We start from the raw sequence: 25,087 nt of genomic DNA on the forward strand, positions 1-25,087 counted from the left end.
TTTTACCTCCGATTGTATGTACATAAACCAATTTTGTCCCGGAAATTGAATAAAGAAAGAGGCAGCCGGAACGCTAACCTCTTTCTTTCTAGTATATCAAAAATCCCAATTTAAAAACTACCTGTATTCACTTGAGAAGGTCTAGAGACTGGTTTTGTGAGCTTTTCGCCTTTTTCGTTTACGAGCTCTGACTTCCCGTTCACTTTAACAGAGACACTTTTTACATCCGGCTGCTCCGTTAATGTCAGCACAATGCTGTTCAGCACTTCTGAAGAAATCATTTTCGTCTTTTCATCGGCGCTCCCGAATATAGATTGATTGAAGTTTAACGTCACGCGCCCGTCTTTCATTTTCGGTTTGCTGACCAGCTTTACATCTCCACTGAAGTCTGTTAAGAGCCCGCTCACCTTGCTTGGGCCTTTAGCAAGTTCATTGATCGCTGCGGAAATATCATCTGTTTCCGAATTGTCAATTCGTTTTGTCACCGGCACGTAGTACTCACTATTCTCGTTTTCCGCCAAATAATAGACAGTGAGCGGATGTGTTGCAGTGAGGTCATTCACGCCGGATGTTTCCATGTTAATCCCGTCTTTACGGCTTAAATCATCTGAGATCGGCGTGCCGCCTACAGGCATCTCCTTCAGTTCATGGCCATTAATTCTCAGCTTTACTTTGTCTATCGAACTGAATTGCGTCAGCGTCCATGTCACAGATTGAACAATCTTCTGTTCGTCTTCCTTCTTATAATTTTTGAATTCATTAGAGAAATCAGCTATTGCCGTCCCATCTTTTTTGATGTCTACGTTAACGGTTGTATCAGCCGGCAATACGGCTCTGAAGCCATTCGGAAGAATTTCTGACACAGGCCCGCCTTGAACCAGATATTCAAGCGCCTGCTTGGCCGTGCTTTCACTTTTCGGAAGAGGCAGCGTTTGCGCGACGACATACCCGTTTTTATCAATGAGATAAAGCTCCCTCATGACTGCAGATGAGGCTTGATCTGCTTTGGCGGTATCGCTTTTTTCACTTTTTGTTTTATCCGCAGCTGTTGTATTTGAATCGGCCCCCGCTTCATCGTTCACGTATGTAACGTCTTGAGGCGGATCAATTTCCTCGGCTGCCTTATCAGATTGAAATAAACCGCATCCGGATAATAGCAAGGCAGAGGTGAGACAAGCGGCACCAATGACTGCAGGTCCTTTTTTCAGCATACTTTTCCCTCCTAAGGCTGTTTGTACTATTATGTATACGAGCCTATTTAGGAAATAGACCGAAGAATTCCGGCAAAACAGAAAAAACCCGCAACATGCCGTTGCGGGGAAAAACTATCTTCTAATCGGTTCTTGCAATGAGATGCCTTCCACATGGCCCACTTCATGGCCGAACCAGTCATCTGCGATTTTCGCAAACTGATCGCGTGCTCCTGTTGTCAGGAACTGATGATCCGGGGCAATCAGAGACTGGTTCAGCAGTCCTTTATATGAGAGAATCGTGCTGACTTCCCGGGCTGTTTCATCTCCGGACGAAATAATGTTTACGTGCTCTCCCATATACCGCTGAATCGGTTCTTTTAAAATAGGATAGTGGGTGCAGCCTAAAATCAGTGAATCAATCGATGTGTCTTTTAATGGATACAGCGATGTTTTGACAATCTCGTCTGCTGTTTTGTCGAGAAACTTCCCGCTTTCCACAAAAGGCACAAGCAGCGGACAGGCAAGATTCTCAACCTTCAGGTCAGGATTTAATGCCAAAAGCGCTTCTTCGTAGGCATTGCTCTTAATCGTATTCTCTGTGCCGATAACACCGATATGCTGATTCTCCGTCACTTTTATCGCTGCTCTCGCACCCGGCTGGATTACTCCGACCACAGGGATGCCGACGCTGCGGCGGATGTCTTCCAATGCAATCGCTGTTGCTGTGTTGCAGGCGATCACGAGCATTTTGATATGATGGTTTTCGAGTAAATAATTCGTCAGCTCCCACGTATATTGAAGAACTTCTTCCTCAGGGCGCGGCCCGTATGGACACCGTTTTGTATCCCCAACGTAGATAATATTTTCTTTTGGTAGCTGTCTCATGATTTCCTTTGCAACGGTTAAACCGCCAACCCCGGAATCAATGACTCCAATTGGTTGTTCCAACAAAATCGCCTCATTTTCTCTTCATTTCATGCTGCAGTTTCATCAATGATTTTTCGAAGATGGCTATTTCTTCATCTGTAAACGTTTCGAACATATCACGCAGATATTCCTGCCTTTTCGTAATGACCTCTTGGATAATCCGTTCTCCTTCAGGCAGCAGGTGTATCCGGACAACACGTCTGTCCGCCGGATCCTTGACCCGCTCGACAAGCTCATTTTTTTGCATGCGGTCGATTAAGTCCGTTGTCGTGCTGCACGCCAGATACATTTTGCCAGATAGTTCGCCAATTGTCATATCCCCTAGTTCAAAAAGCCATTGCAGGCCGACAAATTGCGGCGGCGTAATCGCATATTGGTTAAGGATCTCTCGTCCTTTTTGCTTGATGATCGCGGCAATGTGGCGGAGTGACTTTTCAATATCCGCAACATGCTCCAAAGGTTTTGATGTCATTTGTCCATCCCTCACTCAAGGATCTCTTACGCACAAAAGCGTTCCGTGTCTATTTTCCTTCTTTTTTGAAGAAAATGCAAGACTCGCGGGAGAGAAATAGAGGACTTTAGTCAAACAACATCAAATCGTTTATGCCTTGCCATCCAAATTTTGCACAGCATTCCAAATATGGTTTCGAACATGACAAACAGCAATAACCGGCTCCTTCCTGAAAAGAAGGAATACCGGCAAGGATTAAAGCTCTAGCTCACCCATTCTAAGAAGCTCAACAACGGCTTGCGAACGCCCTTTCACACCCAATTTCTGCATGGCATTTGAAATATGGTTTCGAACGGTTTTCTCACTGATAAATAGCTCGCTTGCAATCTCCTTTGTTGTCTTATCTTGAACGAGCAATTCGAACACTTCTCTTTCTCTTTTCGTTAGCAGCGGCTTCGATTGAAATTCTTTCTCCTTCAAGTATTGTAACCCTCCTTGCTAAGGTGAGAGCGAATCAGAAACGAATGGGTTTTGATATAGTCAAGATATCTTATGTAAGAAGGGCACAGGAGGTGACGTCTACAAAAGAATTAGTTCAATCGTGTATGAAGAAGGATTTCTTTCTCCTCACTCGTCCAGCTGACAGCCTTGCCGCTTTCCTTTGAGACTTGGACCATCACTACAGCTCCGGTAAAGCAGGGCTCGCCATTGCGGTTCTCTCCGAAATAATGCAGGGTAAGAGATGAACTGCCGACCGCGCTTGTTTTTACATAAATGCGCAGCTCTTCATATGGCATGACTTGGCGCAAATAATCGCATTGCTGGCTTGCCACGACTGTCATGGTCTGTTTGCTTTCATTCATCATGTTCAGCTTTTTAAAATAAGAAATCCGCGCCTCCTCAAAATATATGAAAGGGATTACATTATTCATATGACCGAACATGTCCGTCTCGGAAAATCGCACGGCTACTTCAATAAAAAAAGAAAAGGATGTTTTCCATTCTTGAAAAGTCAGATCAATATAAGCGGGAAGCTTCATCTTTATTCATCTCCTTATTGTTAAAAAAACCTCTCCCATGCGGAAGAGGTTTTTTCTTCTTATACTCTGTCGCTTCCGAAGAAATTGCGGAACGCTTGTAAGTTTGTATCTCTGTTTAAGGCTGCAATCGAAGTGGTGAGCGGGATGCCTTTCGGACATGATTGAACGCAGTTTTGCGAGTTGCCGCAATCTGCAAGGCCGCCTTCATCCATCAGTGCTTCTAATCGGTCAGATTTGTTCATGGCGCCAGTCGGATGTGCGTTAAACAAGCGAACTTGAGACATCGGTGCCGGCCCCATGAATTTCGATTTGCTGTTCACATTCGGGCAGGCTTCAAGGCAGACGCCGCACGTCATGCATTTTGATAATTCATATGCCCATTGGCGGCGTTTTTCCGGCATTCTCGGTCCCGGTCCTAAATCGTACGTGCCGTCAATCGGTATCCACGCTTTTACTTTTTTCAATGAATCAAACATTCTGCTTCGGTCAACCTGTAAATCACGCACGACCGGAAATGTTTTCATTGGTTTTAAACGGATCGGCTGTTCAAGCTGGTCGATAAGTGCCGTACAAGACTGGCGGGGCTTCCCGTTTATGACCATTGAACATGCGCCGCATACTTCTTCAAGACAGTTCATATCCCATGTGACTGGGGTTGTCTTTTCACCTTTCGCGTTAACCGGATTCCGGCGAATTTCCATCAGAGCGGAAATGACGTTCAGGTTCGGGCGGTATGGAACCTCAAATTCCTCATCGTAAGGCGTGCTGTCAGCTGTATCTTGACGTGTGATAATAAATCGTATGGTTTTTTGTTCACTCATGATTATTTCGCCACCTTCTTCTTCGAGTAATCCCGTTTCCGAGGCGTTATCAGTGATACATCGACATCCTGATACTCAAATTCCGGCGCTTCATACGGGCTTACATGTTTAGCCATTGTGGTTTTGAGCCATTCATCATCATTACGTTCAGGATAATCCGGTTTATAATGGGCGCCCCGGCTTTCATTGCGGTTGTAAGCGCCAAGGGTAATCACCCTAGCAAGCTGAAGCATATTCGAGAACTGGCGCGTGAACATCGCTCCCTGATTGCTCCATTTTGTCGTGTCATTGATGTTGATCTTTTTAAAGCGTTCCATTAATTCCTGGATTTTGTCATCCGTTTTCAAAAGCTTGTCATTATGGCGGACAACCGTGACGTTGGCCGTCATCCACTCACCGAGCTCTCTGTGAAGAACATAGGCATTTTCGGTCCCGTCCATCGCCATCATCTCAGCCCATTTTTCTTCTTCTTTTTTGACGTGAGCGTCGAATAAAGAGGAAGACATGTCTTCAGCTGAAGATTCTAAGCCGTTTACATATTTCACTGCATTCGGTCCGGCCACCATTCCTCCGTAAATCGCAGAAAGCAGGGAGTTTGCTCCCAAACGGTTGCCGCCGTGCATGGAGTAATCACATTCCCCAGCTGCAAACAGTCCCGGGATGTTTGTCATTTGATCATAATCCACCCATAAACCGCCCATAGAGTAATGGACCGCCGGGAAGATTTTCATCGGAAGCTTCCGCGGGTCGTCTCCCATGAATTTCTCATAAATCTCAATGATGCCGCCAAGCTTAATATCAAGCTCTTTCGGATCTTTATGAGACAGATCGAGATACACCATGTTTTCGCCATTGATGCCGAGCTTCTGGTTCACACACACATCAAATATTTCACGTGTCGCGATATCACGCGGCACCAGATTTCCATAAGCCGGGTATTTTTCCTCAAGGAAATACCACGGTTTACCGTCTTTATATGTCCACACGCGTCCGCCTTCACCGCGCGCTGATTCACTCATCAGCCTTAGTTTGTCATCGCCAGGTATGGCTGTCGGGTGAATTTGAATGAATTCTCCGTTTGCATAATACGCTCCCTGCTGATAAACGATTGACGCAGCAGATCCTGTATTAATCATGGAGTTAGTCGATTTCCCAAAAATGATTCCCGGTCCGCCCGTCGCCATAATGACAGCGTCAGAACGGAAGGATTCAATTTGCATGTTTGTCAGGTTTTGCGCCACAATTCCGCGGCAGGTTCTGTCATCATCCAATACGGCGCCAAGGAATTCCCAGCCTTCGTATTTTGTGACTAATCCCGCAACTTCGTATCTGCGCACTTGCTCGTCCAGTGCGTAAAGCAGCTGCTGTCCCGTCGTCGCACCCGCATAGGCTGTTCTGTGATGCTGTGTACCCCCGAATCGGCGGAAATCCAGCAGCCCTTCAGGCGTCCGGTTAAACATGACGCCCATCCGGTCTAGTAAGTGGATGATAGAAGGTGCCGCTTCACACATCGCTTTGACCGGCGGCTGGTTGGCCAGAAAGTCGCCTCCGTATACAGTGTCATCAAAATGTTCCCACGGAGAGTCACCTTCCCCTTTTGTATTGACCGCTCCGTTTATGCCGCCTTGGGCACAAACCGAATGAGAACGTTTGACAGGAACGATGGAAAACAGCTTAACCGCCATTCCTGATTCCGCTGCTTTAATTGTCGCCATAAGGCCCGCAAGACCCCCGCCGACTACGATAATGCTTGATTGACTCATGATAGCCCCTCTCCCTCTGTTAATCTAGTACTCTTATACAAATGCAAAAATCGCTTTTAAGCCTACGTAAGACAGTGCAACAAAAATAATCAGCGTAACGTACGTCGAAATTCTTTGAGAACGAGGCGTTACCGTGATGCCCCATGTAACAGCGAAAGACCATAAACCGTTCGAGAAGTGGAAAATTGTCGATAAAACACCGACAATGTAAAAGCCAAGCATAGCCGGAGAGCTCAAAATATTCGCCATCATGTCGAAATTAACCTCAGCGCCCATTTGTGCGGCAATACGGGTTTCCCACACGTGCCAGCTGACAAAAATGAGGGTGATAATACCGGTTACACGCTGCAGGACGAAGAGCCAGTTTCTCATATAGCTGTATTGGCCTGCGTTATTTTTTGCAGTAAACGCTATGTACACACCATAAACTGCATGATAAATTAATGGTAGAAAGATAATGAAAATTTCCAAGGCATACCTGAAAGGCAGACTATCCATAAAATGAGCAGCATTATTGAATGCTTCAGCGCCCCTTGCGGCAAACTGGTTGACGACTAAATGCTGAATAAGAAAGATGCCGACCGGTATGACACCAAGCAAGGAATGCAATCTTCGAAAATAAAACTCTCTGTTCCCAGACATTACTTTACCCCCTGTTTGATAAGTGCGAAATGTGCTAAATTTCTTCCCCCACTTCTTTCAATTGTAAGCACTTTATTAAGATTTATTGACAATTTCATTTTACTCCTCCCTCAAAAGGGCGTCAAGAAAACGCGTACATAAATTGCAATTTTCCGAATTGATTAGTTGATTGAAAAATTTTATTTTATTAATATATGTTTCTGCTTAATTTTTCATTAGAATTACAGGATCATTCTGTAATCCTCCCCCCTGTTTGAGCTATAATATACGAAGGAGAGGGGAGACAGATATGAAGTCTAAATATGAAGCATCTATTGACAGCCTTAAAGAAATTGAAATGAACGCTTATGCCTACGAACTAATACGAGAGATCGTTCTCCCAGATATGCTTGGCCAAGATTACTCTTCCATGATGTATTGGGCAGGAAAACATCTCGCCCGTAAGTTTCCTCTTGAATCATGGGAGGAATTTCCGGCCTTCTTTGAAGAAGCGGGCTGGGGAACCCTCACCAACGTAAGCACTAAAAAACAGGAGCTTGAATTTGAACTTGAAGGGCCGATCATTTCCAACCGGCTGAAATATCAGAAAGAGCCTTGCTTTCAGCTTGAGGCTGGTTTTATCGCTGAACAAATTCAATTGATGAATGAGCAGATTGCAGAATCATACGAACAAGTGAAAAAGAGAGCCGATAAAGTGGTTCTGACTGTGAAATGGGATATGAAAGACCCAGTGTAAACAAAAAGGCGGTGACTGCATAGTCCCGCCTTTTTGATGTCATTACACAGCTGAAGGGTGTTTTGAAAGCTCAAATGCATCGTGCAGCGCTTCGACCGCTTTCACCATGTCATTTTCGCTTACAACGGTTGACACTTTGATTTCAGATGTACTGACCATTTTAATTAAAATGTTCTTTTCCGCAAGTACAGCAAACATTTCAGCCGCTACACCAGGATTTGATACCATGCCAGACCCGACAATGGATACTTTAGCCAATTTGCTTTCCGTCTCGATTTTCTCGAATTCAAGCGCGCCTTTGTATTCTTCAAGCACTGCAACGGTTTGGTCTGCGTCTTCTGTTTTGACAGAGAAGGAAATTCCGGTATGGTTGTCTCCGGTTTGCGTTTGGATAATGATATCAACGTTAATGTTTCTTTTGGCCAGTGTTGTAAAAATGGTAGACAACGTTGTCAGGCCGCCCGTCAGCCCGTAAATGGTTACCCTTGTGATTTGATCTTCAAACGCAATGCCTCTGACAATTAAATTTTGCTCCATGGATGATTCCTCCTCAATTAATGTTCCCGCTTCTGGTTCTGTACTTGAACGCACTTCTAACGGCACTTGGTAATTCTTCGCGAATTCAACGGCTCTCGGATGGAGGACGCCGGCGCCTAAATTGGCAAGCTCAAGCATTTCATCGTATGAGATGCCGGCAAGCTTTCTCGCTGATTTCACATAGCGCGGATCAGTTGTAAACACTCCGGGCACGTCCGTGTATATGTCACATTTATCCGCTTTTAATGCGGCAGCCAAAGCGACTGCTGTTGTGTCTGAACCGCCCCGGCCCAGTGTCGTGATTTCAGAGTCCTCTGTCATGCCTTGGAATCCTGCGACAATGACAATCTTTCCTTCTTCAAGCTGGTCTGCTAAAGCCGAAGTGTCGATATCTGTAATTCTGGCGTTTCCGTGAACGGCTTCCGTGCGGATTCCCGCCTGCCAGCCAGTGTAAGACACAGCGTCATAGCCTTTTTCCTGCAGCGCCATTGAAAGCAGGGAAATGGTGACCTGCTCGCCTGTCGCCAGCAGCATGTCCATTTCGCGTTTGCTCGGCTCGCTAGAAATTGCTTTTGCAAGGCTGACCAATTCGTCAGTGGATTTTCCCATAGCCGAAACGACAACAACGACTTGATGGCCCTTCTGTTTTTCTGCAATCGCGCGGTTTGCTGCGTTTTGGATTTTTTCGACCGAGCCGACGGAAGTACCTCCGAATTTTTGTATGATAAGACCCATGTATTACCACCCTTTACATTTTGGTTCGTGCGGGTGAGAAGAAAGAGCGCTTTGTCCACAATAAAAAAAGCAATGAGAGGAAATGCTCTCATTGCTTATCAAGTAATCATCATGAATGATTATGAACAACGAGATAGCCCTCCAAGAAAATGATTTCTTGACAGCCTTACATTTATTCAATGCACGGCCAGCAAATAATTCCGATGGGGTTTTATTTGCTTCGGCGACGCTCCCCTTTCAGCCTTTTTCACAGAATCCATCTTTCTCCAAAGGCTTACTCTTGAAGTTCGCACCTCTATCTTCACCATATAACACGATCTAACTATGAAATTAGTTCACATTTTATCAGATCTTATTCAAAAGGACAATATTATTTTTGTAATTTGTCGTAAAGCAGCTGAGCCGCCGCTTGGGGAACACCTGCTTTTTGAATGTCCTCAATGCTTGCTTCCTTCATTTTTTTAACGGAACCGAAATGCTTTAACAGCATTTTCTTTCTTTTCTCGCCGATACCGGGGATGTCGTCCAACACGGATTGAAACGCGCTTTTTCCGCGGATTTGCCTGTGAAAGCTGATTGCAAACCGGTGCACTTCGTCCTGAATGCGCTGCAGCAGGTAAAACTCCTGGCTGTTTCGTTCCAAATACACTGTCTCCAACGGCTCCCCGATGAGTAAATTTGAGGTTTTGTGCTTTTCATCTTTCGCTAAACCGGCAATTGGGATATCCAAGCCGAGTTCGTTTTCAATGACATCTCTTGCGGCGTTGATCTGTCCTTTTCCTCCGTCAATGATAATCAGATCGGGCAGCGGCAGGTTTTCGCGAAGCACTCTCGTATAGCGTCTTCTGACCACCTCTCTCATTGATCCGTAATCATCCGGCCCTGTAACGGTTTTGATTTTATATTTGCGGTATTCCTTTTTGTACGGTTTGCCGTCCATAAACACGATCATCGCGGAAACCGGATTTGTCCCTTGTATGTTTGAGTTATCAAATGCTTCAATTCTGTGAGGCGTATAAATATTCAACGCTTCACCGAGTTTCTGCACAGCCCCAATGGAACGTTCCTCATCCCGCTCGATTAAGGAGAATTTTTCTTTCAGTGCGATTTTCGCGTTTTTATGGGCCAGCATGAGCAGTTCTTTTTTCGCGCCTTTCTTCGGCTGGTGAACGTTTGTTTCCAGCAGCTGTTCAATCATAGATTGATCTACGCTGTCAGGCACTAGTATTTCCTTAGGAAGGAAATGGTTGTTTTTTGAATAGAACTGCCCGATGAACGTAAGGAACTCCTCATCTGCTTCCTGATAGAGAGGAAACATGCTGACATCTCGTTCTATAAGCTTTCCTTGGCGGATGAAAAAGACCTGTACGCACATCCAGCCCTTATCATACGCATAGGCGAATACGTCACGGTCGACTAAATCGTTCATCGTCATTTTTTGTTTTTCCATCGTTGATTCAATATAGGCGATTTGATCACGAAGCTCCTTTGCCCGCTCAAACTCAAGATTCTCGGCAGCTTCATGCATTTTCTCTTCAAGCTCTTTTTTGACCTCATTATAGCCGCCCTTTAAGAAACGGGTTATGCCCTCAACCAGCTCTCTGTTCGTCTCTTCGGAAATGTCCTTAACACACGGAGCGAGACATTGGCCGAGATGATAGTAAAGGCACACTCTGTCCGGCAGCTTGGAGCATTTTCTGAGAGGATACAGACGGTCGAGCAGTTTTTTTGTTTCCCTTGCGGCCTGTACATTCGGGTACGGCCCGAAATAGCGCCCTTTGTCTTTTTTGACATTGCGGGTGACGATCAGCCTTGGGTGACGTTCATGGGTGAGTTTTATGAAAGGATAGGTTTTGTCGTCTTTGAGCATGACATTGTATTTTGGATCATGCTTTTTGATTAGGTTCATTTCTAAAATCAGCGCTTCAAGATTGGAGGACGTCACGATATATTCAAAATCCTCGATTTCCGTCACAAGCCTTTGTGTTTTCGCGTCGTGAGAACCGGTGAAATAGGAGCGCACTCTGTTTTTCAGCACTTTTGCTTTTCCTACGTAGATTACAGTCTGCTGCCGGTCCTTCATGAGATAACACCCCGGCTGATCGGGAAGGAGGGCTAGTTTTTCTTTTAGTTGTTTGTTCATATGGTACCCTTCCTTATGTTTTAATCCTATGTTTCCAGTTTAACACGAACGTTTGTTTTTCTCTATGTTCACGATTGGCGAATAAAAAAAAGCGATCCCTCAATCGGAATCGCTCTGGCTTAAGCAGCCGAAACTTAAAGATGTTTGTTTACAAGCTCTTGAAGCGCTTCTTTCGGTTTGAAGCCGACAGAAGTTTCAACAACTTCTCCGTCTTTTAACACAAGAAGTGTCGGGATGCTCATAACGCCGTATTTTCCGGCTGTTTCTTGGTTTTCGTCCACATCGATTTTTACGATTTTCAGTTTGTCTCCCATTTCTTGATCCATTTCTTCAAGAACAGGTGCAATCATTTTGCAAGGTCCGCACCAAGGAGCCCAGAAGTCTGCCAGTACGACGCCTTCGCTTGTTTCAGCTGAGAAAGATTGATCAGTTGCTTTTACGATAGCCATTATTGAATTCCTCCAATTGTGAAATGATGATTTTTAGTATAGCATCTCCCATTCGTTCACGCTATTTTAATGCTTACAAATTATTTTTTCCTGGTCACAATCGGTTTACTCATGTTTATTAGGATTGAATGGGATATGTAAGCGTTATTAAAACACAAATCTGATTATGGCCCCGATCACTACAATAGCCCCGATGATCATCAGAATGGTACGAAGCATAGGATAACATCTCCTCTTCACTGTCATTTACCTTTACCATGCCCTCCCGGAGCTGTTTTAAAACATGAAAAAGAGCACCGGCATGAAGCTCCGGCGCCCGCGCGATTAAGAATCCGCCCGCACTGTGAGTAAAACAACCGACATGGGCGGCAGCTTTACTTTCAGTTTGTTTTTTTGAAGCGTATATCGGCTGAAAGGTTCCGGTTTGACGTGATGAGGATCGTCAAACGTGTTATGCGCATTCATTTTTTCTGCCGTGAGTATGACGCCAGATTGGTCCGTTATCTTGTGAAGGCCTCTCAGCTCGATTTCAGCCTCCGCTTTGTTTTGATGATCGATGTTGCAGATCGTGATGTTGATATCGCCTTCTGGATGTTTCGATGCCGAAATGCTGATTTGCGGCAGCGTTTCCCCTTTCCATTCGTAGTCAGCAGACGTTGTTTCAGTCTCTAAAAGTGAAGCGTCCTGGTGTACCTTAAACATATCAAATACATGGTATGTCGGTGTCAAAAGCATCCGCTCTCCCTCAGTCAAAATCATCGCTTGAAGAACGTTGACCGTTTGGGCGATATTTGTCATTTGCACCCGGCGGCAATGCTTGTGGAAGATGTGGAAATGAGAAGCCGCCACCAGCGCATCACGAATGGTATTTTGCTGATATAGGAAACCGGGGTTCGTGCCTGGCTCAGGATCAAACCACGTGCCCCACTCATCAATAATCAGCCCGATCCGCTGCTCCGGATCGTATCGGTCCATAATGGTGCCGTGCTTTTGAATTAATTCATCGATATATTTGGCTTTTTTCATCGTAATGAACCACTCATCCTCCGTGAACTCTGTGGCTGATCCTTTGCCTTTCCAGAAATCACCCGGAATCGTGTAATAATGAAGGCTCAATCCGTCCATCAGGCCAGCGGCTTTTTTCATAAGCACATCTGTCCAATGAAAGTCATCCACATTTGCGCCGCCTGCAATTTTATATATGTCATTTTCGCTGTAATTGCGGACATAGGTTTGAAAACGCCGGTACAAATCTGCGTAGTATTCAGGGTGCATATTGCCGCCGCACCCCCAGTTTTCATTGCCCACGCCGAAATATTTCAGCTTCCAGGGCTCCTCTCTTCCATTTTGTTTTCTCCAGTCTGACATTGGCGTGCCTTCTTTAAAGGTCATATACTCGATCCATTCCGCCATTTCCTGAACGGTTCCGCTTCCGACATTGCCGCAAATGTACGGCTCGCATTCGAGCAGCTCGCAAAACATCATAAATTCATGCGTTCCGAATTCATTTGATTCAATGGTTCCGCCCCAGTGTGTGTTAAGCATCGTCTTACGGTCTCCGACACCGTTTGCCCAATGGTATTCGTCCGCAAAGCACCCGCCCGGCCACCTGAGGACGGGGACATGCAGCTGTTTGAGCGCTTCCAGCACGTCCTTTCGTATGCCGTTTATGTTGGGAATGTGTGAATCCGCGCCAACCCAGATGCCCTCATAAATCCCTCTTCCTAAATGCTCTGCAAAGTGACCGTATATATTTTTGTTAATGGTTCCTTTTACAATATCTGTCTGGATTACTGCTTGATGTTCAGACATGCCTGACCATTCCTTTCATACGGATATGAAAAGCACCACAGTCAAATTTACGATCTGTCTTTTGCCTGAGGAGTCAGCATGAATGTAAGCGCTTTTAAAGAAACTTTATTATATATGTTCGTACATGTCAACGACGTTTCCTGCATGAACTTTATACTTGTACGTATGTATCTCCACATACAAAAACCCCGAACTTCAGCAGTCCGGGGTTTTCTCTATGAGTGTATATTTAATTGCTTGAATTCCTCACTTAATAACGGAACGACTTCAAATAAATCGCCTACAATTCCGTAATCCGCTATTTTAAAGATATCTGCTTCGGGATCTTTATTGATAGCGACAATCACCTTACTGTTTGACATGCCGGCCAAATGCTGGATAGCGCCGGATATGCCGCAGGCAATGTACAAATCTGGGGTGACGACTTTTCCGGTCTGGCCGATTTGGAGAGCGTAATCGCAATAGTCGGCGTCGCACGCCCCGCGGGAAGCTCCGACTGCGGCTCCCAGCACCTCGGCAAGCTCCTGCAGCGGCTGAAATCCTTCCTTGCTTTTGACTCCGCGGCCGCCCGCAACGATAATTTTTGCTTCAGAGAGATCAACGCCGTCCGCTGTTTTTTTCACGACCTCCTGAACAACGGTGCGGAGGTCAGTAAGAGAAACATCAACGCTTTCGATACTTCCCGACCTGCCGGCATCTTTTTCTGAAGCCTGAATATTATTGGGGCGAATCGTTGCAAAAATCATCGGATCGGTTGAAATGACACGTTCAAACGCTTTTCCCGAGTAAATCGGTCTTGTAAATACGACATTTTCTCCAGTAACGCTTACATCGGTAACATCAGAAATTAAACCTGTTTGCAGCCGGGCGGCAAGCTTCGGTGAAAGATCCTTGCCCATTGCCGTGTGCCCGCATATGACCGAATCAGGTTTTTCTTGGTTAATAATGGCCCTCATAACCTGGCTGTATCCGTCTGCGGTGTATGCTTTCAGCTTCGGATCCTCGGCTGTGAGAACTTTATCGGCTCCGTAATGGATAAGCTCCTGTGCGGTGTTTTGTACGTTTTCTCCGATCAGAACGCCGACGACTTCTCCATCGTCTGAAATGGTTCTTCCCGCAGCTATTGCTTCAAAGGTGACATTCCGCAATTCTCCGTCGCGAACTTCTCCGAGTACGATCACTTTTTTTCCCATTCTAACATCCCCCTGTTTCTTTGAATGTCCAAGCTTTAAATAACTTTAGCTTCGCTGCGGAGCAATGAGACGAGCTCTTTTGCCTGTTCGGCAGGTTCGCCTTTGAGAAGCTTCCCTGCCTCTTTTTTCGGCGGCAGAAAACGTTCAATAGTTTTCAGCTTTGGCTCAGCATCCTCTTCGTCAAGGCCGAGATCATCAAGCTCAAGCTCTTCAAGCGGTTTTTTCTTGGCCTTCATAATTCCCGGAAGAGATGGATAGCGCGGTTCGTTCAAGCCCTGCTGAGCCGTGACAAGCAATGGGAGTGTCGTTTTGATTTTTTCAACATCCCCTTCGACGTCCCTTTCCGCTTCCGCATCAGTGCCGTTGATTTCGAGTTTTGTGATCGTTGTGATGCACGGAATGTCCAGAAGCTCGGCAAGCCGAGGGGCCACTTGTCCTGATCCTCCGTCGATGGCTACATTTCCGCCGAGAATCAAATCAAACTCCTGATCCTTCATGTAGTGGTATAACACTTGAGAAATGGAATATTGGTCGGGTTCTTCGAGATCATCTTCTATGTTGATTAAAACGGCTTGGTCACATCCCATGGCAAGCGCCGTACGCAATTCCTTCTCCGCTTCTTCGCCGCCGGCAGTGACGGCAGTGATCGTTCCGCCGTGCTTTTCCTTCAGCTGGATGGCTTCTTCTATCGCGTACTCGTCGTATGGATTAATGACCCATTCCGCTCCATCATCCTGAATCTTTCCTGCTTCAATGACGATTTTTTCTTCTGTGTCAAACGTCCGTTTCATCAGTACAAATAGATTCATGATCATATCCCCTTTTATTCGCCTTTGAACTGAGGCTTTCTTTTTTCGAGAAATGCCTGGATGCCTTCTTTGGCGTCCTCTGACTCAAATGCTTCTCCAAACCGTTTTGCTTCAAGCTTTAAGCTGCCTTCATAGGAATACACCTTGTTGGAATAAAGAAGCTCAAGCAGAGATGCCAGCGTTTGCGGGCTTTTTTCCGCAAACTTAGCGGCAAGTGCTTTTGCTTTTTCAAGCACTTCTGCTTCATCCTTTGCTCCAATGGACACAAGTCCGAGATCAAGCGCTTCTTTTCCGGATATCGGTTCTCCAGAGCCAATGAGCTCTAGCGCTTTGGCTGTACCGATATATCTTGGCAGACGCTGTGTCCCCGCAAAACCCGGTATAATACCGAGGTTAAGCTCCGGGAGCCCCAGCTTGGCGTCTTCTGCCGCGATTCTGATATGACAAGCCATCGCAAGCTCCAATCCGCCGCCAAGAGCAGCACCATGTATCGCCGCGATAATCGGTTTTGGGAAGCCTTCTATTCTTTCCATCAGCTGCTGGCCTCGCTCAGCCAGCAGTGAGGAATCCTCATTGCCTTTAAGGGAAGTAAATTCTTTAATATCAGCGCCGGCTGAGAAAAATCTTCCCTCACCGTGAATGATCATGCTTCGTACGCCTGCATCTGTCTCACATTGATCAAGACAGGCGGACAGCTCTTCTAATATCCGGCTGGAAAGCGCATTTGCCGGCGGATTGTGAATCGTCAAGACTGCCACAAATTGATCAACTGCCAGAGATATTGCATTCATAGGACAGAACCCCTTTACTTATTGTGAATTCCGGACACCAACAATTCTAAAACGCTGTCTGACAAGGCAGCGAGATCGTACTTTTGGTCATTCATCACCCAAGTTGTCACGGTTTCATCAATCGTGCCGAAAATCATCTGCCGGGCGAGGCGGACATCAAGGCCTTCTTTTAATTCGCCTGATTGTATGCCTTCTGTCAAAATATTATCCAAAATATTCATATAGCCTTTTAATACTTCATTGATTTTCTGGCGCAGCTCCAAATTTGACTGGCGGAGTTCAAGCTGAGTGACAATCGCAAGGTTATGATCATCTGCTAAAAGGGAAAAATGCTTTGAAATCACGAGTGCTAGTTTCTCTTTCGCTGTTGTCTTTTCTTTTATGTCCTCTTCCATCCGCTCAATAAATTGACCCATTTTTTCTTTAAAAAGAGAAATTAAGATGTCTTCTTTGTTCTTAAAATAAAGATAGATGGTGCCGTCCGCCACTCCGGCTTGTTTGGCGATTTTGGATACCTGTGACTGGTGGTAGCCGTTTTCCGCAATGACTTCTACTGCTGCATCAATAATCTGCATATACTTTGGCCGTTTTTGCTTCAATGTTCATCGTTCCTTCCCATAGAAATGAATGACTATTCATTCATATTTTCATAATAAAAAGGATTTTCGGCTTTGTCAAGTTTATTCACAAGTGTTCTCTTTTTCTTATGCCATTTGTTATTTGATAGGGTGATTTTCAGCTTTTTCTTCAAGTAAACGCCTTCTTAAAATTTTCCCGACCGCCGTTTTCGGCAGCTCTTTTCTGAACTCATAGGCTTTCGGCACTTTATAGGGAGCAAGGCGGGATCTCGCAAAAGCGTCCAGTTCCTCTGCATCGGCTTTTGCATCTTTCTTTAACACGATAAATGCTTTTACTGTTTCTCCTCTGTAGGGATCGGGCACACCTGCAACGACAATTTCCTGAACGGCTTCATGCTCATAAAGCACCTCTTCTACTTCACGCGGGTAAATATTATAGCCGCCGGCGATGATGATGTCCTTCTTTCTGTCGGCAATATAGAAAAATCCCTCTTTGTCCATATAGCCCATATCTCCAGTGAACAGCCAGCCTTCTCTCAGTACAGCGGCGGTTTCCTCCGGTTTGTTCCAATACCCTTTCATGACTTGCGGACCTTTTACAATGATTTCTCCATGCTCATACGGGGCGGCAAGCTCACCCGTCTCTTCAGAATAAATCGCTGCGTCAGTACCCGGCCAAGGACAGCCGATACTGCCCGGCTTGTTTTTCCCCCAGATAAAATTGGCGTGTGTCACTGGAGATGCCTCAGACAAGCCGTAGCCTTCCACAAGCTTTCCGCCGGTCACCTTTTCAAATTTCTGCTTTACCTCCACAGGCAGCGCGGCTGATCCGCTCAGACAGCTTTTAATGGATGACAGATCATAATGCTGCAGTTCGGGATGATGCAAAAGGCCGATATATATTGTTGGTGCGCCCGGAAAGAGCGTCGGTTTTTGTTTGTCGATGATTTTGAGCGTTTCGAGCGGATCAAACTTAGGAAGAAGAATCATTTCGAAGCCTAGTTTAATCGAATAATTCATCACTGCCGTCAGTCCGTAGACATGAAAAAACGGGACGATCCCCAGCACCTTTTCAGCGCCTTCCTTCACATCGTACATCCAAGCGGCGCACATTTCAGTATTCGCTAAAATATTTTGGTGCGTGAGCATCACTCCTTTTGGGTCCCCTGTCGTTCCTCCGGTATACTGGAGAACAGCAATATCATGTTCAGAATCGATCTTCGGGATTGTCAGCAGTTCTATTTTTTCCTGCTTGATGCTGGAGGCGAACGTATGGATATGATCTTTTTTTTCAAAATCAATGTGCACGTTTTGTTTTTGCGTCAGCGGGTAGAGAATATTCTTCGGAAAAGGCAAATAGTCTTTTACACTGGTTATCAAAACCTGATCAACAATTGATAACGTTTTCATTTTTATTGCTTTCGGGAAAAGCAAATCTAAAGTGATGATCACGCTAGCCTCGGCATCTCTCAGCTGGTATTCTAGCTCACGCTCGGTATAAAGCGGATTCGTCTGCACCACGATGCCGCCGGCAAACAAGACGCCATAATAAGAAATGACCGATTGCGGGCAATTGGGCAGCATAACAGCCACTCTGTCTCCTTTTTGCAGGCCATTAGATTGCAAAAAAGCTGCGAGTTTAAGAGCGTCCGTCAGAATGTCATGAAAGGTGAGTTTTTTTCCATAAAAAGATATTGCGGTTTTGTCAGGGAATCGTGCGGCGGAGTCTGTCAGGATGGAGTGCAGGGTTTTGTTCGGCAACGGAAGCTCATGCGGGATATCGTCGGGATACTCGGCAAGCCACGGTTTTTGAGACTGCATAAAACCTCCCCTTTCGATTTTAGAGTTTCACCCTATCATTATAGCAGATAGACGGCAAAAAAAAGAAAAAGAAAGGTAAATCTTTCTTTTTCTCATGATACGAACAGATATATAAGACCAATTAACAAAAAGATTCCCGCCGCGGCGAGCAGAACTTTTGCAAGCTTTTCCATCTATTCTCCGTCCCCTTATATTCCGGCTGCCACCACAAATGAAAGCCCGACAGAAATGACAAATGAAATAAAGCCGACAGCCCGGTTATCATTCTCGATTTCCTGATCAATTTTAAACCGCGGAGTCAAAAACTCAAAAATAAAGTAGCTGATCAGAAGCATGACAAACCCATAAACGCCCCAGCCAATCATTTGCAGCAGAGAATTGTGCTGGGAGATGGAATGCTGAAATACGTTTGCGATTCCTAAAATTTTTCCGCCGGTCGCCATTGCCACCGCAAGATTTCCTTTTTGAATCTCTTCCCAGTTTTTATATGCCGTCACCAGCTCAAACACTGTCAAAAAGAGGACGAGGCAGAGAACCGCGACACTGTAGTATGCCGCGATTTCCACAAGCTCGTTTTCCCAAAAATCACTCATGGTCATACTCCCTTTTATTTTAGTTCAACAACCGTAACGCCTGATCCTCCCTCGCCCGCTTCACCGAAACGGGAGCTTTTGACGCTGCGGTGGTTTTTCAGAAGATCCTGTACGCCTTTTCGTAAAGCGCCGGTTCCTTTTCCGTGGATGATTGACACTCTTGGATATCCGGCTAACACTGCATCATCCAAGTATTTTTCAACACGGCTTAGGGCATTTTCATAGCGTTCGCCGCGAAGGTCAAGTTCAAGCGATACATGGTAGTCCTTTCCCTTGACCGCCGTAATGATTTTTTCTTTTTTTGGTTCCGGAGCTGATTTCATAAACTCCAAATCTTTTTCTTTGACTTTCATTTTTAAAATGCCGATCTGAACATTCCATTCATTGCCGCCGGTTTTTTCGAGCAGCGTTCCTTTCTGCCCGAAGGTGAGAACTTTCACCTCATCACCTGGCTTCAGCTCGCGTTTTTGCGTTTTCGGTTTTTCCGGTTTCTTGGACTTTTCAAAAGCCGGCATTGCGCCTTCTAACCGTTTCTTCGCGTTGATCAGCTCGTGGTCCTTAAAGGATTTGTGCTCTTCTTTTATGGATCGCAATTCATGAATAATGTCCTCGGCTTCTTTCGTTGCCGCTTTTACTTTTTCAGCAGCCTGCTGTTCTGCCTCTTCAAGCATTTTGTCTTTTTTGCTGTTAAGCTCAATGATTTGCTGCTGGAGCTCTTTATGCAGCTTTTCTGCTTCTTTTCTGATTGATTCTGTCTCAGAAAGCTCTTCTTCCGCACGTTTTTTGCTTTGTTCCAGCGACGCGATCATCGTATCGACTTCGTTATGCTCTGCCGTCATTTCTGACTTCGCCTGCCCGATGATATGGTCAGGGAGCCCAAGGCGTTTTGAAATTTCGAAGGCGTTGCTTCGTCCCGGTACACCAATTAAAAGTTTATAGGTCGGCGACAGTGTTTCGATGTCAAATTCGACGCTGGCATTCATAACGCCTTCTCTGTTATAGCCGTATGCCTTTAATTCAGGATAATGCGTCGTAGCTAACACTCTTGCATTGGTGCGGTGCACGTCATCCAAAATGCTCATGGCGAGGGCCGCCCCCTCCTGCGGGTCTGTCCCTGCGCCCAGCTCATCGAAAAGCACAAGGCTGTTTTCATTGACCTGTTCTAAAATGCCGACAATGTTCACCATATGGGATGAAAACGTACTTAAGCTTTGCTCAATCGACTGTTCATCGCCGATATCAGCGAACACATGCTCAAATACCGCTGCTTCTGACCCTTCGTCTGCAGGAATATGGAGGCCTGCTTGTGCCATCAAGGTTAACAGTCCTAACGTTTTAAGGGTGACTGTTTTCCCCCCGGTGTTTGGCCCTGTAATGACTATGGTTGAAAAATCGCCGCCAAGCTCGATGTCATTGGCAACCACCTGATCAGGCGGAAGCAATGGGTGGCGGGCTTTTTTCAAACGGACAAAGCCGATGTCGTTCATGATCGGTTTTGTTGCTTTGACTGCTTTGGCGTATCTAGCTTTTGCAAAAATAAAGTCAAGCGTCTGCAGTACGTGCAAATCTTGAAATAGCTCCTCTGTGTGCTCTGCCGTTTTCTCTGTCAGCATGCGTAAAATCCGTTCAATTTCTTGTTTTTCTTTCACTTTCGCCTGCTGAAGCGAGTTGTTCATATCTACAATTGCCTGCGGTTCTATGAACAGTGTTGCACCTGAGGAAGAAGTGTCGTGCACAATTCCTCCGTAGCTTGATCTGTACTCTTGTTTGACCGGAATCACAAAGCGGTCATTCCGAATCGTAACGATCGTATCAGACAGCATTTTTGAAGCAGAGGAGGAGCGCAGCATTGACTCTAACCGGTCTCTGATTCTCGATTCGAGTGTTCTGAGCTGTGTGCGGATTCCTCTTAACGTTTCCGACGCATGATCAAGCACTTCTCCGTGATCATCAATGCAGGCATTAATGTCCCGCTCTAAATCGGTCAGCGTGATAAGCTGTTCCGAACGCTGATGAATCAGGGGAATGTCGACACCGTCTTCTGCCATTTGGCTGATAAAATGTTTCATTTGTTTGACTGCATAAAGCAGGCCTGAGATTTCAGTGAATTCTGAGGGACTGAGAACACTGCCGATTTCCGCCCGCCTTAACGCTCCTCTAATATCCGTAAGGCCGCCAAATGGCGCCTGGCCTCTCAGTCGGATAATAGCAGAAGCTTCGTCTACTTCATCCAGCTGTTTTTTAATTTCATCTATAGAAACAGAAGGCTTAAGCTCGAGAAGCATTTCTTTTCCGAGCGATGAAGCGGCGTGCTTAATAACCTGTTCTTTCACTTTATGAAATTCAAGAGCTGATAATACTTTTTGCTGCACGATTGTGTGAGCCTCCTTACTTAATCGTTGCGCTTGAGGAATGCCTCTACGTCTTCAAGCGACCGGGCATTCAGGACGTTTTTCATCTCCGTCCATCCTTTGCGCGCGGCAGTAACACCGGTTTTCATATCGTCTAACATTTCAATATTATGGGCATCGGTATTGATCACCAATGTAACCCCTTGTTCGTTTGCTTTCATTACATGTTCTGTGCGCAGATCGAGGCGCGCAGGGTTGGCGTTGAGTTCAAGCGCCGTATTTGTTTTCTTCGCAAGCTCAATCAGCTTATCAATATCGATTTCGTAACCGGCCCGTCTGCCGATCAGGCGACCGGTCGGATGTGCGATAATATCAACATGCTTGCTGGTCAGTGCCGTTTCAAGCCGTTTCATAATGACGTGTTCCGGCTGATTAAAGCTGGAATGAATCGATGCAATCACGATATCCATTTCAGCGAGCACGTCGTCATCATAATCGAGTGTGCCATCAGGCAGGATGTCCATCTCGACGCCTTTCAAGATCCGGAAATTCTCGAACTCGGCATTCAGCGCGTCAATTTCTTTTGCCTGCTGCTTGAGTCTTTCAGCAGTCAGCCCGTTGGCGACCTTTAAATATTGCGAGTGATCGGTGATGGCCATGTATTGATAGCCTTTTTCCATGCAGGCTTCAGCCATCTCTCTGATCGAAAACGCGCCATCGCTCCACGTTGAGTGCATGTGGAGATCGCCTTTGATTTGTCCCGGCTCTATCAGTTCAATGCTGTCGCTGTAGGTTTCCACTTCTTGCCCGCTTTCACGGAGCTCCGGCGGAATCAGCGGCAGTCCGAAGTGCGCATAAAATTCACGTTCGCTCGGGAATGTTTTGATGTCTCCGGTTTCAACTGTCTCGACCCCGTATTCACTGATCCGCTCGCCGCGTTCTTTCGCGATTTGGCGCATCTTAATATTGTGATCCTTTGATCCCGTAAAATGATGAAGCGTTGTCGGAAACTGCTCTTCCGTCACAAGACGGAAATCGACGCTTGTTTCATATTCAAAGGAAAGGATGACAGATACCTTCGTATCTCCGCTCGCGATTACGCTTTTGATATTTGGAAGCGCAAGAAGCTGTTCTCTTACTTCAGCCGGATGATCTGTGGCAATGATATAATCCAAGTCCTTCACTGTTTCCCGTGCTCTGCGAAGGCTTCCGGCACGGGAAAATTTGATGATATCCGTGAATTGAGAAAGGTGCTCTTCAATGTCCCGGGCGATCCGGAGGGCGTAGCCGATCGGGAACCGGTCAGGCTGTTTTCCCGCTTCTCCGAGCGCCTGTAATATTTTCTCTTCTGATTTTTTGCCAAAGCCCGCAAGACCTTGTACTTTTTGCTGCTCACAGGCTTCCTTCAGAGATTCTGCATCATGTACGCCCAGCTCTTTATACAGCTTTGCGATTTTTTTGCCGCCGAGCCCCGGCAGCTTCAATAAAGGCACGAGACCTTCAGGCACTTCTTTTTGCAGCGATTCGAGCGTGCTTGACTTTCCTTCATCTATATACTCTTTAATCACGCTGTACGTTCCTTTTCCAATGCCGGACAGCGACATCATATCGTCCATTTCTGATAAACTGCGGTCGTCCTGTTCCAGGGCTGCCGCTGCTTTTCGGAAGGCGGATACTTTAAAAGGGTTGTCCCCTTTGAGCTCCATGTAGACTGCAATGGTTTCAAGCAGCCGGATAATATCTTTTTTATGCATATCATAACCCCCAGACGTTCACATATGTTTCCATCATACTTGAAAAAAACTTCTCTGCACAAGAGAAGTTTTTTATGCCCCGTACTGTGTCCAAAGCTCTTCTATAAGCCCTGACAAATACGGTGTATAGTTAATGATTACATTTGCGAGAGACGATTGCCCCATCATTTGCTGCAACGCATCTACAGGAAGCACGGATGCGACATACAGCAGCACAAATGTAAATAAATAGACTTCCAGAAAACCGAGAACTGCGCCCAGCACCTGATTGATTTGTTTAATGACAGGAATGCCGGCTACAATACTCAGAAATGAACCGATGATTCTCAGTAAGATTTTAGCGATAATAAATAAAACGATAAACGCAATCGCATTATAATAGGCAACTTCTAAATTCCCCGTAAAAAAAGAAAGGGCCGGCTGCCCCGCTGAAAAGTCGGGCGCGGGAATCCACTTTACATGCGGTGCCACATTTTTATAGAATAAAGCCGCAAAGGCAATTGATAAAATAAAGCTCGTCAAGCGGATAAACTGCAGGATAAAACCGCGTTTTAACCCCAGTAAAGTCCCCATCAGGAGCAAGATGATGATGATGATATCCAGCATAGTTGTTCAATCCTTTTCTTTAAGCTGACGCTCCAGTTTCTCATATTTCTCTTGTAATTTGACATAATCGTGTACCACATTTACAGCTGTCAGCACTGCAAGTTTATTTATATCAAGGTATGGGTTTTTTTCATTAATTTCTCTCATTTTATCATCAACAATTCCGGCGACATACCTCATATGGGCTTTGCTTTCTTCACCGATAATCGTGAAGTGCTGGCCGTAAATGTCAACGGTTGTTTTTGTTTTTTTGCCGTCAGACAACGTTTCTCCTCCATTCCGCGAGAATCCTAGTTCTTATCATAACACGTTTATTAAATGAATGGAAAGACGAGCCTCCAGCTGTTATGATACACTGGTATATAAAGCGAAAAGTGTAAAAAAAGGAGATTATTACGTGTCCCATTCTGTGATAAAAGTATCGTTGTCTGCTATCGACCAAATGAAAACGGCTTACAGTGGTTCGCTTACCGCCTCTGCTCCGCAGGGAGCTGTTTTTCAAGCGAAACCGTCAGGCTGTACCATTACAGCATATCAATCCGGCAAGGTCTTGTTTCAAGGAAAAAACGCAGCGGCAGAATCCGCGCGCTGGGGAACAGCAGTGCCTCAAGAAAAGAAGAAAACAGCCAAAAAGCCGGCTGATCCCCGCTATGCCCCTCCGGCAGGTATCGCCGGAATGTCTGTTATCGGCTCTGACGAGGTTGGAACCGGAGATTACTTTGGACCGATGACAGTTGTATGCGCGTACGTTGACAAAACGATGCTTCCTTTAATGAAGGAACTCGGTGTGAAGGATTCTAAAGACTTAAAGGATCCGCAAATCATTGAGATCGCCCGAAATCTGATCAAAACCATTCCGTACAGCCTGCTGGTGTTAAAGAACGAAAAGTACAACAGCATGCAGGAAAAGGGCATGAGCCAAGGGAAAATGAAAGCTTTGCTGCACAATCAAGCCATCACCCATTTGTTAAGAAAAATGGATGGAGTAAAGCCTGAGGCCATTTTGATTGACCAATTCGCTGAGCCAGGCATTTACTTCAATCATTTAAAGGGCAGGGACATTGTGAAGGAGCGGACCTATTTCAGCACAAAGGCTGAAGGCATTCACCTGTCTGTCGCCGCTGCTTCCATCATAGCGAGATATTCGTTTTTAATGGAAATGGATAAACTGTCGCGCGAGGCAGGAATGACACTTCCGAAAGGAGCCGGTCCGCACGTGGACGAAGCGGCTGCCAAGCTGATCCTCAAAAAAGGGGCATCCGCTCTCAGAACCTTTACAAAATTCCATTTTGCCAATACGCAGAAAGCGCTGCGCCTTGCTGAAAAAAAACGTTCATAGAAA

At 45.7% G+C, this 25,087-nt stretch carries 24 protein-coding genes and 1 riboswitch; of the genes, 2 read left to right on the plus strand and 22 right to left on the minus strand.

Annotated features, from left to right (window positions below; genetic code table 11):
• Positions 1-110: 110 nt before the first annotated feature.
• The 8 genes from gerM to sdhC form a co-directional block, all read right to left on the minus strand.
• Entirely contained in the window at positions 111-1,211 is a 1,101-nt protein-coding gene (gene gerM, locus G4P54_RS14510; protein ID WP_167873033.1) for a spore germination protein GerM, read from the minus strand.
• Between the two features lie 114 nt (positions 1,212-1,325).
• A complete protein-coding gene (gene racE, locus G4P54_RS14515) occupies positions 1,326-2,144 on the minus strand; it encodes a glutamate racemase (protein WP_167873034.1) in 819 nt (272 codons plus the stop codon).
• A gap of 7 nt (positions 2,145-2,151) precedes the next feature.
• Entirely contained in the window at positions 2,152-2,592 is a 441-nt protein-coding gene (locus G4P54_RS14520) for a MarR family winged helix-turn-helix transcriptional regulator (protein WP_167873035.1), read from the minus strand.
• Positions 2,593-2,826: 234 nt separating this feature from the next.
• A complete protein-coding gene (gene gerE, locus G4P54_RS14525; protein ID WP_003184172.1) occupies positions 2,827-3,051 on the minus strand; it encodes a spore germination transcription factor GerE in 225 nt (74 codons plus the stop codon).
• Positions 3,052-3,161: 110 nt separating this feature from the next.
• Entirely contained in the window at positions 3,162-3,611 is a 450-nt protein-coding gene (locus G4P54_RS14530) for an acyl-CoA thioesterase (protein ID WP_167873036.1), read from the minus strand.
• A 59-nt stretch (positions 3,612-3,670) separates the two neighbouring features.
• Positions 3,671-4,432 carry a succinate dehydrogenase iron-sulfur subunit gene (gene sdhB, locus G4P54_RS14535; protein ID WP_024714816.1) on the minus strand — a complete coding sequence of 254 codons (762 nt, stop codon included), beginning with the start codon at positions 4,430-4,432 and terminating at the stop codon, positions 3,671-3,673.
• Between the two features lie 2 nt (positions 4,433-4,434).
• Positions 4,435-6,195, minus strand: coding sequence for a succinate dehydrogenase flavoprotein subunit (sdhA, locus tag G4P54_RS14540; protein ID WP_024714815.1), 1,761 nt, complete (start codon positions 6,193-6,195; stop codon positions 4,435-4,437).
• Positions 6,196-6,228: 33 nt separating this feature from the next.
• Complete coding sequence (gene sdhC, locus G4P54_RS14545) at positions 6,229-6,837, minus strand: succinate dehydrogenase cytochrome B558 (protein ID WP_003237652.1); 609 nt, start codon at positions 6,835-6,837, stop codon at positions 6,229-6,231.
• A gap of 289 nt (positions 6,838-7,126) precedes the next feature.
• Here sdhC and G4P54_RS14550 point away from each other — a divergent pair, with 289 nt between their 5' ends.
• On the plus strand, positions 7,127-7,573 hold the full coding sequence (locus G4P54_RS14550) for a YslB family protein (RefSeq protein ID WP_024714814.1): 447 nt from the start codon (positions 7,127-7,129) through the stop codon (positions 7,571-7,573).
• Positions 7,574-7,615: 42 nt separating this feature from the next.
• On the opposite strand, the gene G4P54_RS14555 is transcribed toward G4P54_RS14550, so the two are convergent.
• From G4P54_RS14555 to zapA, 14 genes are all read right to left on the minus strand, one after another.
• On the minus strand, positions 7,616-8,845 hold the full coding sequence (locus G4P54_RS14555; RefSeq protein ID WP_167873037.1) for an aspartate kinase: 1,230 nt from the start codon (positions 8,843-8,845) through the stop codon (positions 7,616-7,618).
• Positions 8,846-8,971: 126 nt separating this feature from the next.
• Positions 8,972-9,151, minus strand: a riboswitch (Lysine riboswitch).
• A 64-nt stretch (positions 9,152-9,215) separates the two neighbouring features.
• On the minus strand, positions 9,216-10,988 hold the full coding sequence (gene uvrC / locus G4P54_RS14560; protein WP_024714812.1) for an excinuclease ABC subunit UvrC: 1,773 nt from the start codon (positions 10,986-10,988) through the stop codon (positions 9,216-9,218).
• Positions 10,989-11,122: 134 nt separating this feature from the next.
• A complete protein-coding gene (trxA, locus tag G4P54_RS14565) occupies positions 11,123-11,437 on the minus strand; it encodes a thioredoxin (RefSeq protein ID WP_024714811.1) in 315 nt (104 codons plus the stop codon).
• A gap of 324 nt (positions 11,438-11,761) precedes the next feature.
• A complete protein-coding gene (gene abfB / locus G4P54_RS14570; protein ID WP_167873038.1) occupies positions 11,762-13,249 on the minus strand; it encodes an alpha-L-arabinofuranosidase AbfB in 1,488 nt (495 codons plus the stop codon).
• Positions 13,250-13,464: 215 nt separating this feature from the next.
• Entirely contained in the window at positions 13,465-14,442 is a 978-nt protein-coding gene (gene etfA / locus G4P54_RS14575) for an electron transfer flavoprotein subunit alpha (protein ID WP_167873039.1), read from the minus strand.
• A gap of 35 nt (positions 14,443-14,477) precedes the next feature.
• The gene (gene etfB, locus G4P54_RS14580; protein WP_167873040.1) at positions 14,478-15,251 is read right to left on the minus strand and encodes an electron transfer flavoprotein subunit beta; all 774 of its coding nucleotides are present in this window, start codon (positions 15,249-15,251) and stop codon (positions 14,478-14,480) included.
• A gap of 14 nt (positions 15,252-15,265) precedes the next feature.
• The gene (locus G4P54_RS14585) at positions 15,266-16,042 is read right to left on the minus strand and encodes an enoyl-CoA hydratase (RefSeq protein WP_024714807.1); all 777 of its coding nucleotides are present in this window, start codon (positions 16,040-16,042) and stop codon (positions 15,266-15,268) included.
• Positions 16,043-16,056: 14 nt separating this feature from the next.
• Positions 16,057-16,641, minus strand: a complete 585-nt coding sequence (gene fadR, locus G4P54_RS14590; RefSeq protein ID WP_167873041.1) for a fatty acid metabolism transcriptional regulator FadR — start codon at positions 16,639-16,641, stop codon at positions 16,057-16,059.
• Positions 16,642-16,758: 117 nt separating this feature from the next.
• Positions 16,759-18,441: a long-chain-fatty-acid--CoA ligase LcfA gene (gene lcfA / locus G4P54_RS14595; RefSeq protein ID WP_167873042.1), complete on the minus strand. Its 1,683-nt coding sequence runs from the start codon at positions 18,439-18,441 to the stop codon at positions 16,759-16,761.
• A gap of 188 nt (positions 18,442-18,629) precedes the next feature.
• Positions 18,630-19,034 (minus strand): DUF350 domain-containing protein, encoded by a 405-nt coding sequence (locus G4P54_RS14600; protein WP_003237674.1) that lies wholly within the window; start codon positions 19,032-19,034, stop codon positions 18,630-18,632.
• Positions 19,035-19,048: 14 nt separating this feature from the next.
• Positions 19,049-21,406 carry an endonuclease MutS2 gene (locus G4P54_RS14605; RefSeq protein ID WP_167873043.1) on the minus strand — a complete coding sequence of 786 codons (2,358 nt, stop codon included), beginning with the start codon at positions 21,404-21,406 and terminating at the stop codon, positions 19,049-19,051.
• Between the two features lie 20 nt (positions 21,407-21,426).
• Complete coding sequence (gene polX / locus G4P54_RS14610) at positions 21,427-23,139, minus strand: DNA polymerase/3'-5' exonuclease PolX (RefSeq protein WP_167873044.1); 1,713 nt, start codon at positions 23,137-23,139, stop codon at positions 21,427-21,429.
• A 72-nt stretch (positions 23,140-23,211) separates the two neighbouring features.
• Complete coding sequence (locus G4P54_RS14615; RefSeq protein ID WP_167873045.1) at positions 23,212-23,745, minus strand: CvpA family protein; 534 nt, start codon at positions 23,743-23,745, stop codon at positions 23,212-23,214.
• A 6-nt stretch (positions 23,746-23,751) separates the two neighbouring features.
• Positions 23,752-24,009 carry a cell division protein ZapA gene (gene zapA / locus G4P54_RS14620; RefSeq protein WP_024714801.1) on the minus strand — a complete coding sequence of 86 codons (258 nt, stop codon included), beginning with the start codon at positions 24,007-24,009 and terminating at the stop codon, positions 23,752-23,754.
• A 133-nt stretch (positions 24,010-24,142) separates the two neighbouring features.
• Here zapA and rnhC point away from each other — a divergent pair, with 133 nt between their 5' ends.
• The gene (gene rnhC / locus G4P54_RS14625; protein WP_167873046.1) at positions 24,143-25,084 is read left to right on the plus strand and encodes a ribonuclease HIII; all 942 of its coding nucleotides are present in this window, start codon (positions 24,143-24,145) and stop codon (positions 25,082-25,084) included.
• Positions 25,085-25,087: the final 3 nt, after the last annotated feature.

The sequence above is a fragment of the Bacillus tequilensis genome (assembly GCF_012225885.1).
In the GTDB taxonomy this organism is placed as follows: Bacteria; Bacillota; Bacilli; order Bacillales; family Bacillaceae; genus Bacillus; species Bacillus tequilensis.